Raw genomic sequence first — 22,882 nt, 5'->3', positions numbered from 1 at the left:
GTTACGCTGCACATAACGAGCATCATTCACTGAGCAATAAGATCACATACTCAGTCTAACTGAATCGAACGATGCGTTACTATCATTGCGTTTGCAAAGTGTTAGCTGAGCCAAACAAACGTTGCTTTAACCTTTTAATGCCGCTTTCAGTATCGGCTTTAATCATCAGCAACGACGGTGTTAATACTAAGGTTATCACTGTAGCAAATAGGATACCGTAACCTAATGCCGCTGCAGCAGGAATTAAGAACTGCGCTTGCATTGAGGTTTCACTTAATAGCGGAGCAAGACCTGCAAATGTGGTAATTGAGGTCAGTAACACAGCACGTAAACGTCCTGTACAAGCTTGCTCAATAGCATCGCCAATCGACATCGACTTCTCACGTACTAACTCATTAAAACGCGATACCAGTAGTAGACTGTCATTCACCACCACGCCACTTAACGCCAAAATACCATTTAGCGATAAGATACTGATAGTTAAATCATTCCACCAGTGCCCCAAAATCGCCCCCACAATACCAAATGGAATCGCTATCATAATGATCATTGGCTGCACGTACGATTTAAGCGGTATCGCCAACAGCGCAAAAATTAATATTAGCGCCAATACAAAGGTCGCTTGCATTGAGTCGGTGGACTCTTTTTGCTGCTCTGCTTCACCTGTAAAGTCAATTTTTACCGTGGGGTAGTCAGCATTTAATTGTGGCACCATGCTTTGCTGCAATTGCGTGACCAACTCATTAGACGCAATCACTTCTTTATCAACCACAGCGGTAATGTATACCGCGCGCTGGTTATCAATACGGGTGATTTCTGACTGCTGATAATCAGAGTAAACGTTGGCGACCGAAATTAACGGCACAACAGTACCATCAGCGGTTCTGACATTGGCGGTCGTGACATCAGCAAACGTCTGACGGTTTTCCTCAGGGTAACGAACTCGCACTTTCACTTCATCTTTACCACGTTGAAAACGCTGGACAATATCACCACCAAACGCTTGCAATACTTGCTTGGCTAAGTCAGCGGTATCCATCCCTAAAGCGCGCCCTTGAGGTGTTAACTCAAAACGGTACTGCGGCTCACCTAAATCAAGGTTATCATCGATGCCACTCACGCCATCTATGGTTTGCAGTTTTTGCTTAAGTTTATTGGCCGCTTCAGTTAATAAGCCATCATCATTGGCTTTAAGCTCAACTTTAAAGTTATCGACCATTTCCTGCATCGACAATACTTTAAGCTTACTTACCCCTTCCATTTGCGCTGACATATCTGACCATGCATTGGCAAAATCACGCGCGGTATAAGCGGCATCACTGTCTAATTCGATGATCACCGAACCTGACTTATCGGCGCTAGCGGTAACCTGAATGCTGCTAATATCAGAGTGTGAATCAGCACCAAAATCACTTGAAAACTCCGTCTCGCCTGCGGCTAAACGCAAGGTTTTATCAAGCTCAATGGCATTGGCTTCCAGTGTCATCAAATTGGTTTGAGTTTGGCCGTAGCTGCTGTCGTTAACCATGCGTATTTCAGCTCGCACTGTATCGCCTGCAATTTCAGGGAAAAAGGCCACGCGAACGCCACCGGTAAATGGCATACCAATCACTAACAAAAACAGTGCGATAAATACCATCACCACCGCATAACGCAACTTAAGGGCTTGGCTAATGACCTTTTTATAAACATGGTTGTTAAACCAATCTAGGCTATTATCAGCGCCTTGTTGAATCGTATTCCAAAACGTTTTTTTATCACTGCGCTGTGTATTCATATGCGCTAAATGGGCAGGCAAAATCAATTTAGATTCCACCAAAGACAGCAATAAACAGATGGTCACAATCGTGCCAAACTGTGCGTAAATTTCCCCTAGCTTACCTTCAATTGCGGCTATCGACATAAAGGCCACAACCGTTGTGAGTACCCCAAAAATCGTCGGTGCGGCAACTTTATGGGTACCGATAATAGTGCTTCGGATTGAGTCGCCTTGTTGCTTACGCGTGGTATAGATACTTTCACCAATCACTACCGCATCATCAACCACGATCCCAAGGGCCATGATAAAACCAAAGGTGGTCATTTCATTTAAGGTAAACCCAGCAAAGGTGTCCGTCATAAAAAATAACGTGCCGCTGAAGACAAACGGTAAGCTGGCTGCCACCCAAAATGCGACACGGATATTTAAGAATAACGCCAAAATGATAAAGACTAATGCAATACCACTTAATGCATTTTTCGCTAACAGCGATAGTCGTTCAGTGATCAGATCACTCTTGTCATACCAACTTTCAATCTCAACATTTTCAGGTAATAGGTTGCTGCTACGCCATGTTTCGATAACCTGTTTTGCTTGTGCAACGATATCAACCACATCACTGTATTCATCCATGACGACCTGAATACCCATCGCGTTTTGTTGGTTATAACGAGATAAACTGAATGTATCTTCTTCAAACGTATCGGTAACCACGGCAATGTCAGACAGTAGAATATGACTGCCATCGGCATAGGTTAATACTGAGATATTTTTAAAGTCTTCAACTTCATAAGCTTGCTCAGACACTTTTAGGCGCACGGTTTTATCGGCATTACGTAAACTAGTCACGATACTGCTTGATGACTCAGCATTAATAGCATTAGAGACATCGGTCAAAGTCAGGCCATATGCCTGTAGTTTGACCTCATTCACCTCAACTGAAATCATTGGATCAAGTTTGGCGCTAATCGATAAGTCACGAATAGCACTTTGACTTAACAAATCTGATTTAAGCTGCTCTGCTAAGTCTTGTAGGGTTTTGCGGTCAGCATCACCGTATAGTTGCACCCATATGGCATGCTCTTGACGACGGGCTTTATCAATAACCGGATTGTCAGCATCGGTTGGTAAGTTATTGATCGCATCAACTTTGGTTTTAACGTCAGTTAGTAACGTATCTAGGTCATAGTTAGTTTCTTTTTCGATTGAAACATTACTGCCTGATGCATTAGAAGTTGAAGTAATACGCTTAACACCCGAAACGGTTTCAAGCGCTTCTTCAATCTTCATTGCGATACTTTCTTCAGCACGAATAGGGTCACCACTGTCGTAACTGACCGATACTGTTACTAAATCTGGTTCAAGGCTTGGAAAAGCTTCTTTGCGAATATCATTGAATGAAAACAGGCCGACAATGATCACGCCCATCATTAATAAGTTTGCCGCGACTGAGTTTTGAGCGAACCAAGAAATAATGCCTGATGGCAATGGCGCTTTGTCATTTACATGCTGACTCATTATAGCTCCTCAGTTGTTGGTACAACTTTCATACCCGCTTTAAAGTTGCTTAGTGGACGCTTAACCACTTGGGCTAATTCAGCCTCTTCTGTTGGGGTGACATAGATTTTATTCTGGCGCTCGAACAAGGTATGTGCTGTTGATTTTTGCAATAACCCTTGGGCATCAACCGTCCAAATTTCTCCTTGCTGTGAACGAGCTGATGAAGGCAGTTCCCATAGATAATCTAGTGTCATCCCTTCAATGGTCGCTTCAACAAAGGTGCCAGGATAAAGCGGCGCACCTTGCTCAAGTGGTTTCTCGACCACTAACACTAATGAACGTTGACGTGTGTCCTTGGCAACATATTGATGAGTACGTTCAACATAGGCAGACCACTGTTGCCCTTGTGTGGTGTCGCTGCCTGTTGCTTTTATTGTTGCATACCATTGCTGCGCACTATCAGTATTAGCTGTGGCAGCATTAGTGTCATTAACCGCATTCATTACAGCTTGCGGTAAGTTAGCCCATTGCTTTTCGGATAACGGGATCTCAACCTCTATGCGGTCAACGCTATACAAGATTGCGACTTCACCACCGACATTAATAAAGCTGCCTAATTGCACATTACGGCTGACAATCACCCCATCAAACGGGGCTTTTATTTCTGTATAGTGAAGATCACGCTCAGCTTTTTCTAACGATTTTTGCGCATTCTCTAACGCAGCTTCAGCGCTGGCCAGTTGCGGCTCTCTAAGCACTAACGGTGAACTAGGTTCTCCACTTAACCCTGAGCGTTGCCACTCACTTCTTGCCTGTTCGCCTTCACGTTGCTCTTCTAGAAGTGCAAGTCTTGCTGTTGCGACATCGGCTTTAGCCTGTGACACAGCTTGCTGAAAGCTGGTGTCATCTAATCTTGCTAACAGTTCGCCTTTTTTGACAACTCGACCAGACTCAAAGCTGTCAGCTAACCACGTAATTCGACCACTGATTTCACTGGTATAGGTCAGCTCAAAGCGTGGTTTGGTTTCGCCATATCCGGTGACTTGCGCCTGATAAGACTCCACAGCCGTCAGCTGTACCGCCACTTGCGATAACAAGGTGGTATTTGACGATGAAGCAGGTTTACCTTCAGGGCGCTCAGGTTGGTGCGCTTGAGTCGATGCTGCTGGCCCCTTCCCTTTCTCACCAGGTCCCGGTCCCATTTGACTGCCGTTATAAGCCGCGACGACAAATATTGAACCAGCAGCAGCTAAAGTGATCGCAATCGTTAAGGCATTCTTTTTTAATTTACGGGTAATGATTTGCTTCATGCTGATACTCCTAAACCTAGCGCTAGACCTAATTCAATTCGGTTTAATAATCTTTGATAAGTGGTGTTAGTTAATTGCGCTTCGATATCGAATGCCTGTTGCTGAACAGTCAATAAATCCAATATGTCGACTAAACCTTGGCGATACTTCTGCTGGTAACTGACGATGCTGCGCTGTGCACTTAAAAACGCATCGTCAAGATGGCTTTGCTGCAAGGTTAAAGCGCTTTCTTGGCCAATCGTATTCTCAACTTCGTTAACCGCAGTCAACAGGGTTTCTTGATAAGCCCAAAAGCTTTGCTCTGTCGTCAGTTGCGCTATTTCAGCTTGTGATTTAAGTTCACCACCTTGAAATAACGGTGCCGACATGTGTCCTAACACACTCCAAAGTGGGTTAGTCAGTAATGCTTCACTTGGGGTTTGAGCAATATCAGTTAAACTTGCCGACAAGCTAAATGAAGGCAACATTGCTTTATAAGCTGCGTCAGTGCGCAAGGCTTCAGCTTCAATATTAAAGAAGGCTTGTTGTAAATCGGGGCGGCCTGCCATATTTTGCACAGGCACAGCATCTAGCGGGTTAATGACATGGGGAAACTCACTGACAACATCAAGCGCTGGCATCTCACTTTCTGGCTGCCACTGACCAGTGAGTAACATCAAGCTTCGCTTGCTTTGGGCGACACTCTCTTGGTATTGAACCACTGTAGCGCGAGTTGAAGCTGTACTCGTTTTAGCATTATCCAACTCTTCTAATGAGCCTAGGCCAGCTTGGTAACGTTCAAGCACTAAGGTTTCATTTTGCGCAAGGATGACTAAACGGCGCTGTTCAATATCTAATAATTGTTGGTTAACACTGATCTCAAGCCAACCTCGCATGATATTAGCTGCAAGCAGATTTTTAGCCGCATCTAAACTGGCTTGAGTCGCAGCAATATCTTTTGTGGCTGCTGCAGAGCTATCAGCCAACTTTTGCCAGATATCCAATTCCCAACTGACGGTGACATCAGCGCTATAAGATTCATCGCTGTCTTCGGCGTTTTGGGCATCAAATCCAGCACTCACGCTTGGCAAGCGACTAGCAGAGGTCACCCCTTGTTGTGCATAAGCAATCTTAAGGGCAATGATGCTTTGCTGTAAGCTTGGACTATGGTTTAACGCCGCTTCAAGGTAGGTATTCAATGCGGGTACACAGACTAAATCAGTCAATAACACATTGGCGTTAGTTGTATGTTGCACACCCGCATGACTCCCCGTACTTTCATTGACTGTTTTAATCAACTTTTCAATAGTTTGAGTACGATTGTCTGATGCTTGAGTCGCAAAGTTTGCACTGTCATTGGCAGCGCAGCCGACGAGGCTTGTTAACACGATTGCAATGATGGAATGTCGAAACGTCATTGATGCTCTCCCACTAATATTGGGATAAGCATAATGAAGTGTGGGTTAAGGCAGGGTTAACGTCGTTAAGTTCTAAGTAACACACGACAAGGATTGAATAATGACTTCAAACTATTTAGGATCTTGCTATCAACATTCATTTAAGAAGTAACTCATGACCACCGAGCTTTATTTTATCTACGACTCACACTGCCCTTGGAGCTATGCTACCACTCCGATAGTGAATGCCTTACAAGATGCCTACCCAAAAATGAAGGTACACCTGCTGCACACAGCACATTACATGGGCAAAGACAGTGCAGGCGAAGAGCAAATGGAAGCAGCAGCCAGAGCCAGTGGCCTTAAATTTGGTCGTGAGCACATTCGTTATGTGAATAGTCCCAAAAACTCTGTCAAAACAGCAAACTTAATGGGCTGGCTGCAAAGCAAACAAGCCGACAAGCAATTACCTGTACTTAATGCATTGCAAAGAGCCCATTTTATTGAAGGTAATCCACTGGATACCAAACATGATTTTATGGACATTGTCGCCGAATATAAGCTGTCTCCATCAAACAAAATATTTAGGGATGAGCTAAGTGTCGATGCTGAATGTGTACTTGAAGCGATTGCAGAAATTCAGCAGATGTTAGGCACAGCAAACTTTCCTGCGTTAGTGATGACAGTTGGTGACAACGCGATTTTCATAGACCACTCAAAATACATCAGCACGCCACTTGCCGTTGTTGATGCCGTTAAAAAAGAAATTGCAGCTTTTAAATAACGCCAATATCAATTAAAAAAACACGGTTTATACCGTGTTTTTTTATGCCAATAACACCGGCTTTCTGCACAGGTTTACACAGCCTTAGGCAATTGATTTAGCCAATAATCAATTACCGCTGGCTGGTTCTGTTAGAATGTCGCCCATAATAATATCAAAACGCAGTAGATTGGATTTCATGAAAGAATTTATCATCATTGGCGCTGGCCAATCTGGGCTATCTATGGCTTACAATTTAAGCCAACAAAATAAAGATTATCTGATTCTCGATGCTAATGATTGTATTGGTGCCCCTTGGTTAAAACGTTGGGATTCGTTAACCCTGTTTACCCCCACTGAATATAACCATTTGCCCGGCATGAAATTCCCCTTCCCTAAGGGCTATTACCCCAATAAATATGAAGTCGCTGACTACTTGAAAAGCTATGTAGAACACTACAATATCCCTATCGAGTTTAATCAAAAAATCACTGCCGTCACTAAAGTAAATGGGATTTTTGAAATCACCAGTGCCACAACAAAATATAAAGCCAAACAAGTGATTATTGCCACGGGGCCTTTTCACACGCCCTATACGCCACCATGCCATGTCGATATCGCTGAAGGGGTAACTCAACTGCATAGCGAGAATTATAAAAATCCTTCACAGCTTCAAGACGGTGATTGCTTAGTTGTTGGTGCGGGTGATTCTGGTGTGCAAATTTTATCGGAAATTGCAGATACCGGCCGAACGGCATATTTTTCAGGTACCGATCAAATTAAGGCAATACCGCAAACTTTTTTGGGTAAAACCTTATGGTGGTGGTTTACTAAAATCGGATTTTTATCGGTTAATCGCTACAGTAAAATTGGCCAATGGTTAAGTAAAGGGGTTCAGCCCGTTATTGGTACAGATGTTAAGTCACTACTCGCTAAAGATAATGTCATCCACATGGGGCGAACCTTATCAGCAGAAAAAGAGACAATAACGTTTCAAAAAGGCAGCATCAGCACGATTAAAAACATTATCTGGGCTACGGGTTTTAAACCTAATTTCTTTTGGATTGATGGTATCTCATTTGATGAAACGAATTACCCCAGTAATTATCGCGGCGTCAGCAATGATGTTGAGGGCTTATATTTCATCGGCCTACCTTGGCTTTACACCCGAGGTTCAGCTACGCTTGGCGGTGTATACAAGGATGCCGATTACCTAATGAAATACATTTCTAACAACAAGGTTGCGGCGTAAAATCACCTTGGCTGCTGACTTTCCCATAAATAAAGCGAAATAAGATAGTCCTTATTTCGCTTTATTATTGAACCTCTATGATGACTTATCAGCAATAAGCGCTTTATTTGAATTGACTCAACTGACTTAACTTGAGCTCTATTTAACTCGGTCTCTAGTTAACTTGGGAGCGACTAACTGAAAAGCCAAATCGTTTAGCTAAGGCTTTGCACTTGTGAAGCCAACAGCCAAATCGCTAGCGCGAAAAATATTAACCCCATAAACTTGTTTTGGTAAGTGCGGAACTTTTCATTTTTAAGTAATGGCTTACCTAAGCTGCCAACGAGTGCCACCAGCAGTAAGTTGAACAACAGCCCCATCACATTAAGCAATAATCCCAGTGCTAGCATTTGTTCGCCAGAGCTGGCTGTAAGCTGAGTAGACACAAACTGAGGTAAAAAAAGCACAAAGAAGATCAGCGCTTTGGGGTTAAGTAGGTTACTAAAAACTGCGCGGCGATAAAGTAACTTGGCTAAGTTATTTTGCTGCTCAATTTCAGGTGCATCCGCTGCACTGCTGCGCATGCAGTCCCACCCCATCTTTAATAAGTAAGCGCCGCCCAGAACTCTTAATACTTCTAACGCTATTGGGTTCATCGCCACTAATGCTGATACACCCATTGCCGCAAGTAAGGTTAAAATTAACCCTGAAGTCGCATTACCAAAGCTTGCATATACGCCAACTTTTCGGCCATAACTCAGACTTGAACTGGCAATCAGCAGCATGTCAGGCCCAGGGATCAACAATAAAGCGACCACAGTGGTTAAATAAACAGGGAGTAAAGCCAAGTCGATCATGATGAATTAGATAAGTGATTAAACAAGGCGCGGATTTTACAGCTATCCAACATGAATAAAAGTCATGTTGTTTTTAAATGTGAGCTATGGTCGGCAAAGTTTGTTTACGCCAGCTACATGATCATTACTAAGTGACACTCAACTCTCGTTACCGCCTCCAGAACAACATCTGTAGGCAGGGGGAACTTATCGCTTCACTCAACATAGACACACCCTAGTAAACCAAAAAAGGCTTAGTGATTATCACTAAGCCTTTTTTAAGCAAGTTATACCAAGGTGTTTAACGGTAGAACGCTTCCACAGTACCTTTAACAGTCATAAGTAAAGGTTGGCCACGACGGTCTAATGCTTTACCAGCTGGAACTTTAACCCAACCTTCGCTGATACAGTATTCTTCAACATCAAAACGTTCTTTGCCATTAACCTTAATGCCAATATCAAATTGAAAAATCGCCTCAACATGATGTGGGCTGCGTGGATTAACAGATAAGCGATCAGGTAAAGCGGGTTGTGAAGTTGTATCGTTCATGGTCATGCTCTGTAGTAATAAGATCTAGTGCTATTGTAGGCAATACCAACTCTTTGCTCAATGAATATATCTTTTGGTGTGTCCCAATTTGCGGTTAATAAGACATTAACAACGCCATATTCAAGTCTCATCCTGCTATTCGACAACACAATTATTGCCAAGCCGGCGTTTACAGGTAAGTAATGACTAACCCACTAGGGAGTCGCAACGACAGTGCTTATTGTTGGCTAATTGACTAAGCGGCAACCACAGACGGTATTACTTGGCTGAAACAAGACTACAGCAAAGTCTTTGGCATCATCTTGTTCAAGAACTTGTAAGCTCAGATTATGCATACCGTCTCGGCTTAAATTTAAGTTACTGACGTAGGAAAGATAACGATAATGCTCTGGCGGTTGCTGATCTTCAGCCAGTGGGCTTTCTTGCTTAGTATTCACCGAAATATCATAAATCCGATTTTGATTATCAATATGATTTACTTGGCCTTGCATAGAGACAGTGCCCGCAGTGGTGCCATCGATATTAAAATAGCGATAATGCACTTGTACTTGGCCATCTTTTGATAATAAATCCACCAAAAGATAATGATTGCTGTCTTGTGTTTCATTATTGCGATTGTATAACTCAGAACTGCAACTCAACATAAAACTTGGGCTAGTTGTATTCAATTGATACCCGCCAGCGATCCCCGTTGTGAAGAGTAATATTGCTACCAAGCCTAATAACCAACGCCATGAAAAACTCATTGGTGTTCCTCCTGTTCTTGAAGCCAAGCCATGAATCGGTAAACGTCAGTCATGGCAATTACGTTAATCACAAATCTCAACCCCTTTTAACCATTGTTGGCTGACAAACTTTTTGGGTTGTCTCAGGTCGCTTATTTTGAGGTTACGAATAACAGATTGACCAATAAGCTCACCACGTAACGTAATATTAAGTACTTGCTCATCGTGTGACAGTGACAAATAAACACTTTGCAATGAAGACTGCTTACACTCAGCTAAGCTTTGCTCTAATTGGGCGCCCTGCTCTTTTAGTAAGGCATTATTTGTTTTCGATGATGAGTACAAAATCACATCAACAGTTTTGCCTGAGGCCAATGTCACCGTAGATTCACTAAACGGCTGCGCTGGCGATGTCGCAGTTTCCGAAAACTGTCCCCATAATATGATCGTTGTCATTATGGAGACGATGACAAAGATGCCAATGCATGTCGCCAAGATGATCACATTAGAGGGTAAGCGCTGAGATTGATGTTTGCGACTTCGGTGAGGTTTTAATAGATACCCTTGTCCTTTGACTGTTTCTATTAGCGTTTCATACTGCGGGCCTAAAAAAGCTCTAAGCGTGAAAATCGCATGAGTGACTGACGCATCGCTTAATGGTGGCGCTTGTTCGTCCCCTTTTTTCAGCAAAGGTTTAGCCACAACTTGCCCTTGATAATCAATCAATAAGCTCAACACTTGTCGTTCAGCTCGAGGAAGATGCCACACATCTCCTGTCTGTTGGTTAGTTAGCTCACCCTTAGCTTTATTAAACCGGCAATGCCCTAAATGCATTCATCTTTTCCCAACCACACTTCTATAAATACAGTGTAAAAAGAAAGTATAAATTTTTCTGTGATCCTGATTAATTTAGTGGCCTTTTTATAACAAGCTAAAGGGCTTTTATTTACCTTTGCACAACAAAGTGAGAGGCAAGTCACTTAAATTCATAATGTAAATAAAACCAATTAACCGTTAATAGTGCCATTAATCTTGATTAATCTCATTAATAGCGTGATCCCCCTCACGAAAAGTAGCACGTTGCCTCAAAAAATCATCAGTGAGTAACGGAGTTAACGCTCCCAAAAGCCGTTTTTCTTACCTCCACATTAATTGGCTAATCATCACAAAATTTATCTGCACATTGCTTACATTAACTCTATCGAGCAACGCCTACCAAGATGATAAAAGCCAGTAAGGCACTGACTCGAAGAGATGAACAATTAACAACAAAACAAGCATGACAAGCTTGAACTTAATCAATAAGAAAACAGCAAATAGGGTGATTATTATGAGCATAACTAGACGTCAAGCCTTAACCCAAATTATTGGAATCAGTAGTGTCGCAGCAGGTGCTACTTTAGTGGGTACTTCAGCATTTGCTGCCACTGATGCCGATGGAAATTTCCGTTTAGAACTCGGTGATAAATTAAAGTATGTACCATTAGATGCGATGGCCACAGCTAAACTCGCCTACGAAACAGGTGGGGGCTGTATGCATCAAGTTTTTCACGCCATTATTACTAAACTTGCAGAGTCATCAAGTGCAGATGCGGCTAACTTTGCCTCAATCCCAACAGCATTAGCTGGTTACGGCTGGGCAGGTATTGTTGGTCAAGGCACCATTTGCGGCAACTTAAATGCCGCAGGGATGCTGATTAATATCCTTGATGATATTAACGATCAAAATTCAGCGGTCATCAGCGCATCATTTAGATATTACGAAAGAGAAGATCTTCCACTTTCTTCTGATGAGTTTGTTGCTGGTATTGGATCAACTGCGGAAAAAAGCCTGTTAGTCGGCCTTACTTCTATCGCCAACAGTCCATTATGTCACTCATCAATCAGTAACTGGTCAGCAATCAATGGCGGCAAACCTTTTGTTGAAAAAGGCGAACGTTGTAAACGTCTATCAGCGAGCATGGCCTACTACATCGTCGATTTGCTCAATCGTGCATACGCTGGAGAAGATATTGGCGTATTACCAGAGTCTATGGCATCAGAAGCAACAGCAAGTTGTCAATCTTGCCACGGCACAAGTGACACTATGGGCTCAGCTGCGAGTGTTAAAGGCGATTTAGAGTGTGAAACTTGTCATACCGGACATTTCAATTAAGGAGCCCATCATGAAACGCAAACTTTTGAGCGCCTTATTAACGAGCTCACTGCTACTCATAGGTTGTAGTGATGATGACAATACAACGGAACCTGTCGATCCGCCTGTAGTTGAACCACCGGTAACTGATCCTGTTGATCCCCCCGTCAGTGAATCTGTAGCCATTGATGAAGCAGAAGCGGTAACGTTAACATTAGAAACATTCGACACCGACTCTGGCACACTCACTTTTACTTTGACAAATGATGAAGACAAAGCAATAACCGATGCCTCTAGTTATCAGATTATGTATTTTGGTTATCCTATTTCTGGGTCTAATAATGCTAAAGCATGGAAGCGTTGGCATGTGAGTCAAAGTTATAGCTGTGATACGAGTACTGAAGATGCATGTAATGGGGTATTAACCGAAACAGATATTGCTGGGCAATATACCTTTAATGCCACAGACTTAGATCTTGATAGTAAAGCTGCAGCAGGCGCTGTCGAGCAATATAAAGTGGCCATTTTGATTCATGGGGCTAAGGCGAGTAATGAGTTCGAGCTAATTACAGCCGAAGAATAATCGTCGCCCAGCCTGATACCAATCCCCATACAAAGGCATTAGGCATTTATAGCCGTAGCGTGTTGCTACGGCTTTTTTTGTGACGATTTTTGCGATGAATTCGTCGATAAGAGTGATCAAGGTAACAAATTGAATCGATGTTTATACCTTCACTGTCACTGTGTTTGTAACTGTGAATTGGGTCAGATTCCACGTAAAAAAATGGTGATAAGCTCCGAACATCTTTTTTTATGGAATTGATATGCATACCCTTTTACGTCATCCGTTGATATACCTTGTTACTTTACTGACGCTCTTCAGTCAGCTGGTATTTGCTAATCCAACAGCAATGACACCTAAGGGCAATACCCCATCAACTCAAATATCAATTTCAACTTCAGTAATAACGTCTAGCCATCATCAAGAGGCAAGCGACACATCATGCCAAGCTTGTTCAAACTGTCAGCATGAACATGAAAAAAACCAACAAACAGTTAGTTGCCAAAGCAATAATACTTGTCAATTCAATTGTGAAAACTGCTTATATATCAGCCTAGCAGATACCTTATCCATTCAAACGCCTTGGCATTTCAATCAAAATCTGGGGCATGTCATTGCCACCACCCCGCCTTACTTTCAATCAATCGATGCGTCGCAAGCATTTAAGCCGCCTATCAGTTAACGCTATATAACCGTTTTAGTAACAACGACTAATAACACTTTTATATCTACACAAACGACAATTTACGGACGAAATGACGCAGGTTATCGTCCGACTATTTCATGGAATTAAGCAATGAAAAACATTATCTATATCGTACTGAGCCTCTTTTTAATTAGCTCTACTGTGCAAGTCGCCACAGCCGCACATCACGTTAGCGAGCAGCATCAATCACATGTTTGCCCTATGCATCCCGAAGTCACAGGTAACGCTGGAGATACTTGCCCTAAATGCGGAATGAACTTAGAACAAGCCCATAAAACTGACGGTGATCACTGCCCTAATAAAGGCCACTGCAAAGGTTGTGATGGCAAAGCCAAATGCGAAAACTGTAAAAAGTGTGAAAACTGCAAAGGCTGTGACGGTAAAGCTAAATGCGAAAACTGTAAAAAGTGCGAAAACTGCAAAGGCTGTGACGGTAAAGCCAAATGCGAAAACTGTAAACAATGTGAAAACTGCAAAGGCTGTGATGGTAAAGCTAAATGCGAAAACTGCAAAGGCTGTAACGGTAAAACCAACTGTGATAACTGTAAAAAGTGTGCTGATAAAGCTAACTGCAAATGCTGTTCAGCAAAACATGCACACAAAGATCATAAGACCAAGCAACATACTCATGCTTGCCCAATGAATGCCAGTATTACAGGTGTTGAAGGTGATAGCTGCCCTAAATGCGGCATGAAACTGATGCCAATGAGCGCCGAAAAAACTGAACACGCTCACCATTAGGCATATCTGATATCGCTAATTAACGATTAATTAGCGGTTTACATTTTGACTATAGATACTTTTTAAAAGCCTTACATATACATCTGACTATCGTAAGGCTTTGATGACTTTCTTCGCCCAACGCCTTCTGCTTTATTCTGTTCAACGGACTCTGTTCAACTAACTCTGTTCAACGGACTATGTACAACTGACTCTGTTCAACTGACTCTTTCAACTGACTCTGCTCAACGGGCTTTGTTTAAATCATCTTACACTTATTCAAATTATTATTTTTGCCAATAAAATGATTGTCACGAAACGTACAAAACGGCTTTTTATTCAACAAAAAGTAACCGTTAAAAAATCGTATCACGGCTACCAACTGAACAAAGTCTAACCAATCAGCGCGAAAAAACACCGCACGTTGTTAGATTATTATATTTAATTGTGAAACTTCCTCATGTTTTTAGTATAAATGCCGTTATAGTCAGCACCCTTGATTAGGTTAGCCAAAGGCAGCCTAGATGTATCAACACACCCAGTTAATCGGTGTGTAGGAGTTATGTTAATGAGCTTTTTATCTACATTATCCATTCGGAATAAGTTAATAACTGCAATGTTATTTGCTGTCATTGTATCCACCAGCGTCGTTGCTTATGTAGGCCAAAATAGCGCTAAATCCTTATTATCAGAGCGATTAGAACAGTCGGATATGCCTAACCTAGTCCAGCGTATTCGTAATGCTATCGATGGCGAAATTAATCAGATGAAAGTCGTCACTCGAGCTATCGCAAATAACAGCATGATCCAACTTTGGATAGACCAAGGTGAAAGTGTTGAAGGTGAGCAGTACTTAATCGATTACTTAGCGAAAACAGCCAGTGATAACGGCTTTAGTAATGCCTCATTTGTCGATAAAAACAGTCACAAATATTGGAATCAAAATGGCTTTTTACGCGTACTGGATCCCGGCCATGATAAGTGGTTTTTTCGCTTCACTGAAAGCGGCAAAAACGAGTCGACGAGTATTTACCATGACAGTGTTGGCCAAACTGATATTTTCATCAATTATCAGCAAGAAAATGGCCAAGGCCTAAGCGGTGTGTCTAAATCTTTTGATGAAATGGTTGATTACCTCAACAGTTTTCAAATCGAACAAACGGGTTTTGTTTACCTCGTTGATGGTGACGGTGTCATTAAAGTTCACCGCAGTATCGATTATAAATCGGGTAAAACATTAGCTGATATATATCCGAGCATTAACAGTCGTCAATTGTTAAACCAAAACAACTATGCTTTTGCAATGGCTGATGAGCAACTCATTGCTTCAAGTTATATCTCAAGTTTAGGCTGGTATGTCATCGCTGAAGTCCCTCAAGAGGAGCTATACGCTGGCTTAGATACTTCACGTAATAATATCTTAATTACGTTCTTTATCATTGCCGTCCTCTTTATTGCGATCAGTATTTACCTTGGCAACAGCTTAGTGCGTCCATTAAATCAATTAGCTGATACCTTTAAAGAGCTCGGCGAGGGTGAAGGTGATTTAACTCAGCGTATTAACGAAAATGGCAATGAAGAAATGCGCCGTTTAGCTCAAGGGTTTAATGCCTTTATTAGTAAATTGCACTCTGTAGTTCAAGAGCTTGCTACAACCTCAAACAAGGTGAATGACGCTTCTCAACATGTCTATAGCGATGCACAACATTCTAAAAAATCTGCGGATATCCAAAGTGATGGAGCGCATCAAGTTTCTGTAGCCATTAACGAAATGGGCAGCACAATTGCAGAAATAGCAAACAGTGCCTCCATTGCAGCTCAAGCCACTAATGATGCGACCATAAAAGCGCAACGGGCGCAAACTGTGGTTGAAGAGTCAAACACGACCATCACAGATATGGCGTCTAATATGGAAAACGTCTCAGAAAATATTGTCAAGTTAGCAGAAAAAAGTGACTCAATATCGAGCGTGTTAGATGTGATTCGTGGGATTTCAGAACAAACGAACTTGCTAGCATTAAACGCCGCTATTGAAGCTGCTCGCGCTGGTGAACAAGGCCGTGGTTTTGCCGTTGTTGCAGATGAAGTGAGGAACTTAGCCCAGCGCACCAGTGAATCAACTGATGAAATTCACGCTATGATTTCTGAGCTACAAAACGGCGCCAAAGCTGCCGTAGCATCAGTCCACGAAGGACGTGAGCATGCAAAACTAGGCGTTAAAGCGTCAATGCGAACGCATCAGGCACTGGAAGAGATTGCAGGTAATGTTCAGCATATCTCAGATCTCAATACCCAAATAGCCACTGCGACTGAAGAGCAATCTGTGGTGATTAACGAAATTAATCAGCATGTGGTCAACATTGGTGACAGCAGCCAAAGCAGCGCCCAAGCTTCAGCCAGCATTGAAAGCTCAAGCAATGAGCTAAAATCAATGGCAAATGATTTAGACGGACTTGTGGGACGATTTAAATTAACCTAACTTCGCCACCATTTAACAGTAAGCAAAATAAAAAAGCCAAACACATTGTTTGGCTTTTTTGTTGCACAACGCTTGATTTATCTACCTATCAATTGCTTATTATACTGAGCATCACTCACCACACAAAAAGGGTTCAGATTAACCTAACGAGTGCTATCAAACCTGTTTATGTACAAGGCCTAGTTATTTGACCAAGCATTTAAATTGACAGAACCTCCGCCACCAATCAGCTCAATCGCAAAAATTTGATAACCCCAATTACCAATATACGGATATTTTTCATGCTTATATTCTTGCGGGTTTATCCACATTTGAAAATGCTGACCGACATTAATCTCACCGTTGTCACGCTGATTGTAATAGTCACGAATTGCCCAGTATTGTTTAAATGTTGTTAGCCCAGGCCCATAGGCATGGGGCTTATCGGTGCGTGTTGAAACATAGTAGTCGTACTTAGCACCATCTACATTTTTAGTTCCTAACCAACGTGCACCATTGTCTTTGCCATCATCATTTTGATGCTCGGGATACCAACCATTGTGCTTATCAATAATGTAGTATTCGGCCATACCATCGTAATTGGTGTTATTGCTTTTAGTCCAACCATACAATGCAAAAACTGACTTTTGGCTGCTGTTATCAGGATAGTAATTTTCAATACTAAAGTTGACTTTGCGCCATTGATGCCCAGTTTGCCAACCTCGACCTGACACCACGTTTTGCGAGTTTCCAGACATTTTTATATAACTTGCGGTATAGCTAGTGGTGTAAAGATAAGTATTTGGATCGTTGTTCAATTCATAGTGGCTGGTGAAGTACCCTTGCTCAGTATTTGGAAATCTGGCTTCGGAAGTTTGAAACGTTTCAGCGGCCTGTATATTCCCAGAGGTGACACAAAAGGCTGCGGCAACCAACAATGCCCTTATATATGTATTTGTATGTGAGTTCATAGTTTCCCCATTTATATATCTAAATATATTAAAAGGTGGTGTTATCTCAAGTACCGCATGAGGTTATTTATCCTCATAAATCAATGCTTAATAACGACACCGTGTTCTACAAACAGAAAACAGGGTTTACCTGTGACGCCAACCTAGATTGTAATAATCTCGTCTGTTAAAAAGCAAAATTACTTTACCTTGCCCACCTAAAAATTGATGATTATCGCCAATGAATTTATTTACTTAATTAAGACAACAAAATAGACCTGCTTCATTACTCGACGATCTATTAGTACATATGACTATAAGCTGTGTCAACATAAGCAATGGCGAATATACATCAAAAGTATGAATACAACTGGCTAGGTGTAGGCGGCTAAAGCTGTGTTAATAACGAGGCGACAAACACTCGTCAAAATTAACTTAAGAAGTTGAAATAAATAACGTTATAGAGGGTAAACAAAGCAATATAGGAAGGGAGATGACCAGCCAAAGTAAAGCGCTTAGAAATCAACAAAAAATGATGCTAAACATGGCGAGTCAATAAGCAAGTAAAGTTGGCGAATATAAATAGGCTTTATACTCACCATGATTAATCTGTCATCGGCTATTTACTGCTTTGCTGCTTAAAGTAATCCCAAGCGTTAACAATACGGCCATCAGCGAACTTACATTCGCTAGTGTTGATATCGTATTCTCCTTGGGATGATATGCAATAGGCCGCAGCAGGATTTTCTAGCCCTACAGATTGATCTGCATGATATTTTCTATAAAACTCCCAAGCATCCACTTGGGTATTGTCTTCAAGCATACATTGCCCAGAAGAAATATCATATTTACCCCGCTCAGCACAAAATACAGCGGCAGGATTGGTAAGTTTTTGCTGGCTTGATTCAACCTGACTTTGTTTATTGTCACTGCAAGCAGACATCATACAGAACAAGCCAACCAGCCCTATGATTTGATAACGTTTCATTGTTGTTCCATCCTTGAAAATTAATGTGTTCACATAAGTTGATTAAGCAGCGTTTAGCAAAGGTTTTCAACGCTCATGATAACTGCTGAGTGACTAATAAGCGCTGACAGAGTTTAATAAAATCAGATGATGTAACAATCCCTAACACTCTGTTGTCTCTGTCTAAAACAGGCAAACAACCTAGTTTATTGTCGATAAAATATTGCACGACAACAGGAAGTGGCTCATCTAATCCTAATTTATCGACTTGGGTATCCATAATATCGGCGATAGGGGTATAGCGCTCTTTTCTATCTAACGCTCCTTGACCGTATTTATTGAGCACACTTAGCACAGTTGCAATCATTTTTTTATGGGTCAACATGCCAACAAATTTGCCATCGGATTCAGAAATAACAGGAAGATGACGCACATTACGGCTTTGCATTAATTGGTGAGCGTCTTTCAGGCTGGCCTCATTACTAATACAAATAGGATTAGGGGTCATGATATCGCTTACTTTCATCGTATTATTCCTTATACAGATTATGTATAAATTCTAATCAAACCCGTCATGAATAGCGAGTAATTAACAAGCAAATCAGCCAAATAACAATGATGACTATAGCTGCTTTTTCGCTATTTCACCTTCTACCAACAAATATGCTCGCCAGTAGTTAAATACACCACCCAATAAGAATAACAAGCTGCCAATCATGTACTGCCAAGCAAGAAAGTTAAGAATAAGTAAGTGATCATTTGATGACTCAAAAGCCCATAAATATGGCACGGAAGCCAAGCCATAAAGAACTGAACCAACGATGAAGCAAATCGAAGTAAGGTTCATCAACTGAAGTAACTGCACTGAGTCTGCTTTGACGATCAAAAATACGTTAGCCGCTGCGCCAACAACAAATAACGTGCTACCAATAATAAACAACCAGGTGCTGATTAACGGCCAATCCACTTGAGGAAAACTCGCTAACCGACCAAATACAAAACATAAGGTGCCAAACAGGTATGTCGCCCCTGCAAAATACTCAACAACCTCGTCCACTTGATGGGATGTATGACTTTTCCAATAACGCCGGATCTCTGCCATATCGTGAATATTAACCACTAAGTAAGTTAACGATGCAACTAGAAAAATCCACCCACCAATATAAGCGTATTCAGCTCGGCTAGGAAAAAAGAAGAAACTGCCAATAACAAATAAAATGCCACCTAATTTATAGGCAATAGCATTGATCGTTTCCCAGCGAAACTGAGATCTTAAGGCTTTTTTATCCGCGGTTAAATTTAAGATACGGCGACGATTTGAAAAAGCATGTGGCATAGGTTTGATATCTCGGTAGGTTTTGTCTTTGCTCAATTCAGCACTAACGCCAGTGATTAATGCTATCGTCATCGATAATAAGGATTAGTGCGAATCTTATATGAAGGAGCGAACCCTACAAATAACCGTATTTGGTTAGCACTCAACCAAGACAACGTTGGCTTAATCACAAACACAGATGTAGTTAGAAAAGAAATAGAAAAAACCAGAATGGGGTGAAATACACCCCACTGATGACGAATGACTGTTCTGGTTGATGGCAAATCTTATAAATGACAGCTCTTGTAAATAATAGGCCTTGTCAATGACAGTTCGTGCAAATGACGGCCCTTATAGATGGCAGCTCTTGTTAATGACAGCTCTTGTCAATGACAGCTCTTGTCAATGACAGCTCTTGCCAATGACAGCTCTTGTCAATGACAGCTCTTGTTAATAACGGCTCTTGTCAATGACAGCTCTTGTAAATAATAGGCCTTGTCAATGACAGTCCGTGCAAATGACGGCCCTTATAGATGGCAGCTCTTGTTAATGACAGCTCTTGTCAATAACAGCTCTTGCCAATGACAGCTCTTGTCAATGACAGCTCTTGTCAATGACAGCTCTTGTTAATAACGGCTCTTGTAAATGACAGCTCTTGTCAATAACGGCTCTTGTAAATGACAGCTCTTGTCAATAACGGCTCTTGTTAATGAAGGCTATCTGAAGGAGTCTGGTAATCAAACTTGGGCATTGACCACTGATATCGAATCGCCAGCATTCTGAAACTAAAGCCAAATATCACAGCAATTGATAAGCTTATCCATTCAACAACACCGCTGAATTTCATCACCACATACAAGGCAGCAGTTGCGAGAGCGACAAGTGCATAGAGCTCTTTTTTAAAGATAAGCGGCACCTGATTACATAAAATATCTCGAATGACGCCACCAAAAACACCCGTAACAACTCCCATAACGATCGCAATTTCAGGACCATAACCAAGCATCAAGGTTTTTTGTGCACCCACAATAGAAAATACCGCTAACCCGACTGCATCAACTGCCAAGAATAGGCGCGAAAGGTAACGCATTAACGGTGCTATCATCACCGTCAGTAAAGATGCGGTAGCGATGGCTAACAAGTAGTGCACGTTTTCAATCCATATAATGGGATAATTTCCCAGTAACATGTCTCGTAATGTGCCACCACCAATGGCAGTAACACAGCCAATGATAACGACACCAAACAAATCCATTTGTTTTTTACCTGCGGCCAACGCGCCTGTCATCGCTTCAGCTAGGATACCAACTAGCCATAAGGCACTGATCACTTTAACTTCTAACATAACACGCACTAACAAATAAAAAAGGAAGCAAATATTGCGCTCATCCCCGCTAAAAATACAGATATAATTTCTAACTTTACCATTACATTTTCTAATGCTTTTACAGTAAAAAATTATGCAGGTATCGATATATATGAGGTAGACAGACTTAAAAACAAAATTTAGTAATAAATAAAATAGCTAACATAGTATTTATGCAACCAAAATAAATAAGGACACTAGATACACCAAAAGTTACATTAACCTTATCCTATTCGCTATTATTATGTTGTTGTGTATTCCAACTGCCGCCATTCAACACACTGAATTACTATTAGAGTCGACAGTAATTTCAGTCAGGGTTTGGCAACACAAAACGATTAGGCTTTTATCATTTAGCCGCTGAATGACGATGACCTTAGTTATATCTAAAAATTATCTTATTGAGCCTTAACAACCGCCCTGATTTAAGACACAATGTAGATAACATCCATCTAGACGGCTAAACATGAGAAAATCATTAAAACAGCGATCGTCCGATCATCACCGTGGAATATACTTTATTGGTACTACCCCACCGAAAATCGATACTGATTTTGAGTCGGTCAGCATTATTGCCGATAAGTTACTCGCTCGCCTTGATGAGATAAGTTTTGACGGTTTGATCATTTATGACATTCAAGATGAAACCAGTCGAACTGACACCCCTAGACCTTTTCCATTCAAAGCCACCCATGACTCTGGCACCTATGCACAATTAATCAACCAAAAGTCAGGTAAGCCTGTTATAGCCTATAAGAGTGTTGCAGGGCTGGATGAGCAAGGGTTTAATGAATGGTTATCTCGCGCTTGGTATCAAAACAATGTCAGAGATCTCGTCTTGGTGGGCTCCCCCTCTACTCAGGTAAAAAGTTCATTACCACTTAATGATGCTTATAAGGTCTTAGCTTCGCACTCTCAGGACTTCTATCTTGGTGGTGTTGCCATTGCAGAGCGCCACTTAAGCAAAAAGAATGAGCACATTCGTTTATTAGGTAAGTCGACTCAAGGCTGCGAGTACTACATTACTCAAGCGGTATATAACGCCCAAGCGACAATTGATATGCTAACCAGCTATGCTCAAGAATGTGAGTTAAACAACATTAAACCCAATCGAGTTATCTTAACGTTCTCACCTTGTGGCAGCGCCAAAACCCTAGAATTTATCAACTGGTTAGGGGTCTCAGTACCAGAAGAAACCAGTGAGCGTATTCTATCTGCAGCCGATCCTTTATATGAGTCGATTAAAATAAACCACAGTAATCTACTGCAAATTTTAGATGCGGTGATTCAGCTAAATATCCCGTTAGGGTTAAACATTGAAAGTTTAACCAATCGCAAGACTGAAATTGATGCATCTATTTTGATGTATAAATTACTGAAAGGCACCATGGATCAAGCCTTAGCACAAAATCAAATTGATCAATTTGTGCTGAATAAGTGATCACACAGAAACTATCATTCTCTATGGTGCTGATACGCCATAGAGACTCCTTTAAGTTTCATCTAGCTAACACCTTTATTAACAGGCTTCTTGCTAACAAAGCATCAAACTCCCCTATATATCGCTTTTTTACCTCACAACGCTAGCGACACTGACTTCACCGAAACCTATTTTACTAATGTAAACAAATATTTACCTACGACTAATGTCTGA

Annotated in this window: 20 protein-coding genes; 8 read left to right on the top strand and 12 right to left on the bottom strand. The window is 41.5% G+C overall.

Annotated features, from left to right (window positions below):
• Nucleotides 1-82 precede the first annotated feature (82 nt).
• The 3 genes from A9267_RS16120 to A9267_RS16110 are packed head-to-tail and all read right to left on the bottom strand — an operon-like array spanning nucleotide 83 to nucleotide 5,966.
• Nucleotides 83-3,277 (bottom strand): efflux RND transporter permease subunit, encoded by a 3,195-nt coding sequence (locus A9267_RS16120; RefSeq protein ID WP_065109894.1) that lies wholly within the window; start codon nucleotides 3,275-3,277, stop codon nucleotides 83-85.
• Entirely contained in the window at nucleotides 3,277-4,569 is a 1,293-nt protein-coding gene (locus A9267_RS16115; protein ID WP_065109893.1) for an efflux RND transporter periplasmic adaptor subunit, read from the bottom strand. The genes A9267_RS16120 and A9267_RS16115 overlap by 1 nt, the downstream gene beginning before the upstream one ends.
• Nucleotides 4,566-5,966, bottom strand: coding sequence for a TolC family protein (locus tag A9267_RS16110; RefSeq protein ID WP_065109892.1), 1,401 nt, complete (start codon nucleotides 5,964-5,966; stop codon nucleotides 4,566-4,568). Before A9267_RS16110 ends, A9267_RS16115 begins: the two co-directional genes overlap by 4 nt.
• 154 nt (nucleotides 5,967-6,120) lie before the next feature.
• Between A9267_RS16110 and A9267_RS16105 the strand changes: the two genes are divergently transcribed.
• Together A9267_RS16105 and A9267_RS16100 are read left to right on the top strand one after the other, a co-directional pair.
• Nucleotides 6,121-6,729 carry a hypothetical protein gene (locus tag A9267_RS16105; RefSeq protein WP_055022545.1) on the top strand — a complete coding sequence of 203 codons (609 nt, stop codon included), beginning with the start codon at nucleotides 6,121-6,123 and terminating at the stop codon, nucleotides 6,727-6,729.
• Between the two features lie 178 nt (nucleotides 6,730-6,907).
• A complete protein-coding gene (locus A9267_RS16100; RefSeq protein WP_065109891.1) occupies nucleotides 6,908-7,960 on the top strand; it encodes a flavin-containing monooxygenase in 1,053 nt (350 codons plus the stop codon).
• 194 nt (nucleotides 7,961-8,154) lie between these two features.
• Here the strand turns inward: A9267_RS16100 and A9267_RS16095 are convergent, their stop codons facing one another.
• From A9267_RS16095 to A9267_RS16080, 4 genes are all read right to left on the bottom strand, one after another.
• Nucleotides 8,155-8,796: a LysE family translocator gene (locus tag A9267_RS16095; protein ID WP_197495551.1), complete on the bottom strand. Its 642-nt coding sequence runs from the start codon at nucleotides 8,794-8,796 to the stop codon at nucleotides 8,155-8,157.
• A 280-nt stretch (nucleotides 8,797-9,076) separates the two neighbouring features.
• A complete protein-coding gene (locus tag A9267_RS16090; protein ID WP_055022548.1) occupies nucleotides 9,077-9,325 on the bottom strand; it encodes a DUF3297 family protein in 249 nt (82 codons plus the stop codon).
• A 227-nt stretch (nucleotides 9,326-9,552) separates the two neighbouring features.
• Nucleotides 9,553-10,071 (bottom strand): hypothetical protein, encoded by a 519-nt coding sequence (locus A9267_RS16085; protein WP_055022549.1) that lies wholly within the window; start codon nucleotides 10,069-10,071, stop codon nucleotides 9,553-9,555.
• A gap of 63 nt (nucleotides 10,072-10,134) precedes the next feature.
• Nucleotides 10,135-10,884 carry a winged helix-turn-helix domain-containing protein gene (locus A9267_RS16080; protein ID WP_065109890.1) on the bottom strand — a complete coding sequence of 250 codons (750 nt, stop codon included), beginning with the start codon at nucleotides 10,882-10,884 and terminating at the stop codon, nucleotides 10,135-10,137.
• A gap of 496 nt (nucleotides 10,885-11,380) precedes the next feature.
• On the opposite strand from A9267_RS16080, the gene A9267_RS16075 reads away from it, so the two are divergent.
• The 5 genes from A9267_RS16075 to A9267_RS16055 all read left to right on the top strand — a co-directional run bounded on the left by A9267_RS16075 (nucleotide 11,381) and on the right by A9267_RS16055 (nucleotide 16,651).
• Nucleotides 11,381-12,205, top strand: coding sequence for a cytochrome c3 family protein (locus tag A9267_RS16075; RefSeq protein WP_055022551.1), 825 nt, complete (start codon nucleotides 11,381-11,383; stop codon nucleotides 12,203-12,205).
• 10 nt (nucleotides 12,206-12,215) lie between these two features.
• Complete coding sequence (locus tag A9267_RS16070) at nucleotides 12,216-12,767, top strand: hypothetical protein (protein ID WP_065109889.1); 552 nt, start codon at nucleotides 12,216-12,218, stop codon at nucleotides 12,765-12,767.
• 241 nt (nucleotides 12,768-13,008) lie between these two features.
• A complete protein-coding gene (locus A9267_RS16065; RefSeq protein ID WP_065109888.1) occupies nucleotides 13,009-13,428 on the top strand; it encodes a hypothetical protein in 420 nt (139 codons plus the stop codon).
• A 114-nt stretch (nucleotides 13,429-13,542) separates the two neighbouring features.
• Nucleotides 13,543-14,193: a heavy metal-binding domain-containing protein gene (locus tag A9267_RS22090; RefSeq protein WP_065109887.1), complete on the top strand. Its 651-nt coding sequence runs from the start codon at nucleotides 13,543-13,545 to the stop codon at nucleotides 14,191-14,193.
• Between the two features lie 547 nt (nucleotides 14,194-14,740).
• The gene (locus tag A9267_RS16055; RefSeq protein WP_065109886.1) at nucleotides 14,741-16,651 is read left to right on the top strand and encodes a methyl-accepting chemotaxis protein; all 1,911 of its coding nucleotides are present in this window, start codon (nucleotides 14,741-14,743) and stop codon (nucleotides 16,649-16,651) included.
• Between the two features lie 179 nt (nucleotides 16,652-16,830).
• On the opposite strand, the gene A9267_RS16050 is transcribed toward A9267_RS16055, so the two are convergent.
• From A9267_RS16050 to A9267_RS16030, 5 genes are all read right to left on the bottom strand, one after another.
• A complete protein-coding gene (locus A9267_RS16050) occupies nucleotides 16,831-17,601 on the bottom strand; it encodes a glycoside hydrolase family 11 protein (RefSeq protein ID WP_065109885.1) in 771 nt (256 codons plus the stop codon).
• 598 nt (nucleotides 17,602-18,199) lie between these two features.
• The gene (locus A9267_RS16045; RefSeq protein ID WP_065109884.1) at nucleotides 18,200-18,568 is read right to left on the bottom strand and encodes a DUF333 domain-containing protein; all 369 of its coding nucleotides are present in this window, start codon (nucleotides 18,566-18,568) and stop codon (nucleotides 18,200-18,202) included.
• A gap of 73 nt (nucleotides 18,569-18,641) precedes the next feature.
• Nucleotides 18,642-19,073 (bottom strand): CBS domain-containing protein, encoded by a 432-nt coding sequence (locus tag A9267_RS16040; RefSeq protein ID WP_055022559.1) that lies wholly within the window; start codon nucleotides 19,071-19,073, stop codon nucleotides 18,642-18,644.
• Between the two features lie 96 nt (nucleotides 19,074-19,169).
• The gene (locus A9267_RS16035) at nucleotides 19,170-19,955 is read right to left on the bottom strand and encodes a YrhK family protein (protein ID WP_197495550.1); all 786 of its coding nucleotides are present in this window, start codon (nucleotides 19,953-19,955) and stop codon (nucleotides 19,170-19,172) included.
• Between the two features lie 613 nt (nucleotides 19,956-20,568).
• Nucleotides 20,569-21,207, bottom strand: coding sequence for a trimeric intracellular cation channel family protein (locus A9267_RS16030; RefSeq protein WP_065109883.1), 639 nt, complete (start codon nucleotides 21,205-21,207; stop codon nucleotides 20,569-20,571).
• 487 nt (nucleotides 21,208-21,694) lie between these two features.
• On the opposite strand from A9267_RS16030, the gene A9267_RS16025 reads away from it, so the two are divergent.
• The gene (locus A9267_RS16025) at nucleotides 21,695-22,669 is read left to right on the top strand and encodes a methylenetetrahydrofolate reductase (RefSeq protein ID WP_065109882.1); all 975 of its coding nucleotides are present in this window, start codon (nucleotides 21,695-21,697) and stop codon (nucleotides 22,667-22,669) included.
• The last annotated feature ends 213 nt before the right edge of the window (nucleotides 22,670-22,882 follow it).

The organism is Shewanella sp. UCD-FRSSP16_17 (assembly GCF_001675935.1).
GTDB classification, from domain to species: Bacteria; Pseudomonadota; Gammaproteobacteria; order Enterobacterales; family Shewanellaceae; genus Shewanella; species Shewanella japonica.
This window is presented reverse-complemented; position numbering and strand designations above follow the sequence as displayed.

Coding starts and splice junctions, on each gene's coding strand:
- A9267_RS16040 (WP_055022559.1), bottom strand. CDS start 19,073: ATGAAAGTAAGCGATATCATGACCCCTAATCCTATTTGTATTAGTAAT.
- A9267_RS16095 (WP_197495551.1), bottom strand. CDS start 8,796: ATGATCGACTTGGCTTTACTCCCTGTTTATTTAACCACTGTGGTCGCT.
- A9267_RS16045 (WP_065109884.1), bottom strand. CDS start 18,568: ATGAAACGTTATCAAATCATAGGGCTGGTTGGCTTGTTCTGTATGATG.
- A9267_RS16065 (WP_065109888.1), top strand. CDS start 13,009: ATGCATACCCTTTTACGTCATCCGTTGATATACCTTGTTACTTTACTG.
- A9267_RS16055 (WP_065109886.1), top strand. CDS start 14,741: ATGAGCTTTTTATCTACATTATCCATTCGGAATAAGTTAATAACTGCA.
- A9267_RS16070 (WP_065109889.1), top strand. CDS start 12,216: ATGAAACGCAAACTTTTGAGCGCCTTATTAACGAGCTCACTGCTACTC.
- A9267_RS16100 (WP_065109891.1), top strand. CDS start 6,908: ATGAAAGAATTTATCATCATTGGCGCTGGCCAATCTGGGCTATCTATG.
- A9267_RS16115 (WP_065109893.1), bottom strand. CDS start 4,569: ATGAAGCAAATCATTACCCGTAAATTAAAAAAGAATGCCTTAACGATT.
- A9267_RS16075 (WP_055022551.1), top strand. CDS start 11,381: ATGAGCATAACTAGACGTCAAGCCTTAACCCAAATTATTGGAATCAGT.
- A9267_RS16120 (WP_065109894.1), bottom strand. CDS start 3,277: ATGAGTCAGCATGTAAATGACAAAGCGCCATTGCCATCAGGCATTATT.
- A9267_RS16035 (WP_197495550.1), bottom strand. CDS start 19,955: ATGACGATAGCATTAATCACTGGCGTTAGTGCTGAATTGAGCAAAGAC.
- A9267_RS16030 (WP_065109883.1), bottom strand. CDS start 21,207: ATGTTAGAAGTTAAAGTGATCAGTGCCTTATGGCTAGTTGGTATCCTA.
- A9267_RS16085 (WP_055022549.1), bottom strand. CDS start 10,071: ATGAGTTTTTCATGGCGTTGGTTATTAGGCTTGGTAGCAATATTACTC.
- A9267_RS16090 (WP_055022548.1), bottom strand. CDS start 9,325: ATGAACGATACAACTTCACAACCCGCTTTACCTGATCGCTTATCTGTT.
- A9267_RS22090 (WP_065109887.1), top strand. CDS start 13,543: ATGAAAAACATTATCTATATCGTACTGAGCCTCTTTTTAATTAGCTCT.
- A9267_RS16105 (WP_055022545.1), top strand. CDS start 6,121: ATGACCACCGAGCTTTATTTTATCTACGACTCACACTGCCCTTGGAGC.
- A9267_RS16050 (WP_065109885.1), bottom strand. CDS start 17,601: ATGAACTCACATACAAATACATATATAAGGGCATTGTTGGTTGCCGCA.
- A9267_RS16080 (WP_065109890.1), bottom strand. CDS start 10,884: ATGCATTTAGGGCATTGCCGGTTTAATAAAGCTAAGGGTGAGCTAACT.
- A9267_RS16025 (WP_065109882.1), top strand. CDS start 21,695: ATGAGAAAATCATTAAAACAGCGATCGTCCGATCATCACCGTGGAATA.
- A9267_RS16110 (WP_065109892.1), bottom strand. CDS start 5,966: ATGACGTTTCGACATTCCATCATTGCAATCGTGTTAACAAGCCTCGTC.